This is a genomic window from Paraburkholderia elongata, assembly GCF_013177735.1.
Classification (GTDB): domain Bacteria; phylum Pseudomonadota; class Gammaproteobacteria; order Burkholderiales; family Burkholderiaceae; genus Paraburkholderia; species Paraburkholderia elongata.
The window spans coordinates 1-1,258 of sequence record NZ_WOEZ01000141.1 but is presented as its reverse complement, the minus strand read 5'-3'; the positions used below and the strand labels follow the sequence as shown (position 1 = coordinate 1,258).

The window sequence follows — 1,258 nt, the reverse complement described above, 5'->3', positions numbered from 1 at the left end:
ATCACGGCCCGGCCATCGCCAGTCGCCGCTACCAAAACGTACGCCCTGTAGTGAAGACTGTTGATATGCACGTCATTTAAAATCAATGACTTGGCATCAGCCGAGGCCGCGAATAGCGAAAGTTGGGCTAACAGCCAATGAGTTCACGGCGTCCGCGACAGAATTCGCCGTTAATTCATCACCGCCGCCGCTCGCCGTCGCGGTACGCAATTGAGCCGTTGCGAGGTCAATACGAAGGTGGGTGACGTAGCCAATTGCAATTTCCGGACATTCAATTGCGCCGTCGCTTTTGTTGGGCCTGAGAAAAAGGTTCGGCTCGCGCTGAGGGTCAGCCATAGCACTTTCGGCCGTGTAGAGGTGTCGCAGCGCCAGACCCAACTCGACTGCGCCAAACTGGCCATCAGACATCGCCTTCGAAAGCGCATGTATACAGGCTTCGGGAATGTGGCAGGCGAGCCACCACTGATCGGGTTCGCCGGTCTCTGCGTCGGCCCGATTGACGCCGAGACGAGCAGTACCGAGCGGCACGTCGGCAAACGAAATACCGAGTTCGTCCTCCAACTCGCGCAGACCTAACCGGTCAGCCTTGCTGACGTCGCGTGCCGCGAAGGACACCTCAACGGTGTGCATCGCGTGTCCAGCGTCGCCAATGATCGACAGCTCCTGGCCATCGAGATGTGCCACTCCGTGCAGCGACGTGGAAAGTGTTGGTTGTTTGTCTGCGTCCAGAGGCTCTGCGAGCTGTTGCGTCACATGAAGCTGTTCCAACCTCAACCACATTGACCTGGCCGGAAAATACGTCTGCCTCTCGCCATCCAACCCAACATGTTCGAGGGTGTGATCCTTCCGCTCAATTAATTCCGTCGCGACGTTTTTTTCCAAAAATTCCATGGCGCGCCCCACTCGTGATTGCGTCAAACCCTTGGGCGATAAAGGACAAGGGCGTGGGTATTGCCCGCCTGAGCGCGAGGTCCAAGCGCCGACGGTTGCGTATTGCAATGCAGCATGCTGATGGTAGGAATTCTACCCATCCGAACGTTCGGTGGATATTAGGAAGAGCACACATAAATTGCAATTTCTCAGGACTTTCGCGTGGCCGTCCTGGCTCTCGTCCAACGCAAGTACCTTCTGTTTCCCCAGGATAAACGGCTCGTGGCCTCATATGAGCTCAGTCGTGAACGCTCCGGACTCCATCTGCGCGCAGCGGCTGTGCAGCACGGATAGGCAGGTGTTACTGACCAGTCTTGACATCGGTCCG

The 1,258-nt window shown here is 56.9% G+C and carries 1 protein-coding gene; it reads right to left on the bottom strand.

Annotated elements, in window-relative coordinates:
- Nucleotides 1-96 precede the first annotated feature (96 nt).
- Nucleotides 97-891 (bottom strand): hypothetical protein, encoded by a 795-nt coding sequence (locus tag GNZ13_RS25995; RefSeq protein ID WP_172169803.1) that lies wholly within the window; start codon nt 889-891, stop codon nt 97-99.
- Between the last annotated feature and the right edge of the window lie 367 nt (nt 892-1,258).

What these genes read in the sequence shown, in the direction of transcription:
- GNZ13_RS25995 (WP_172169803.1), bottom strand. Translation starts at nt 891, where the DNA reads ATGGAATTTTTGGAAAAAAACGTCGCGACGGAATTAATTGAGCGGAAG.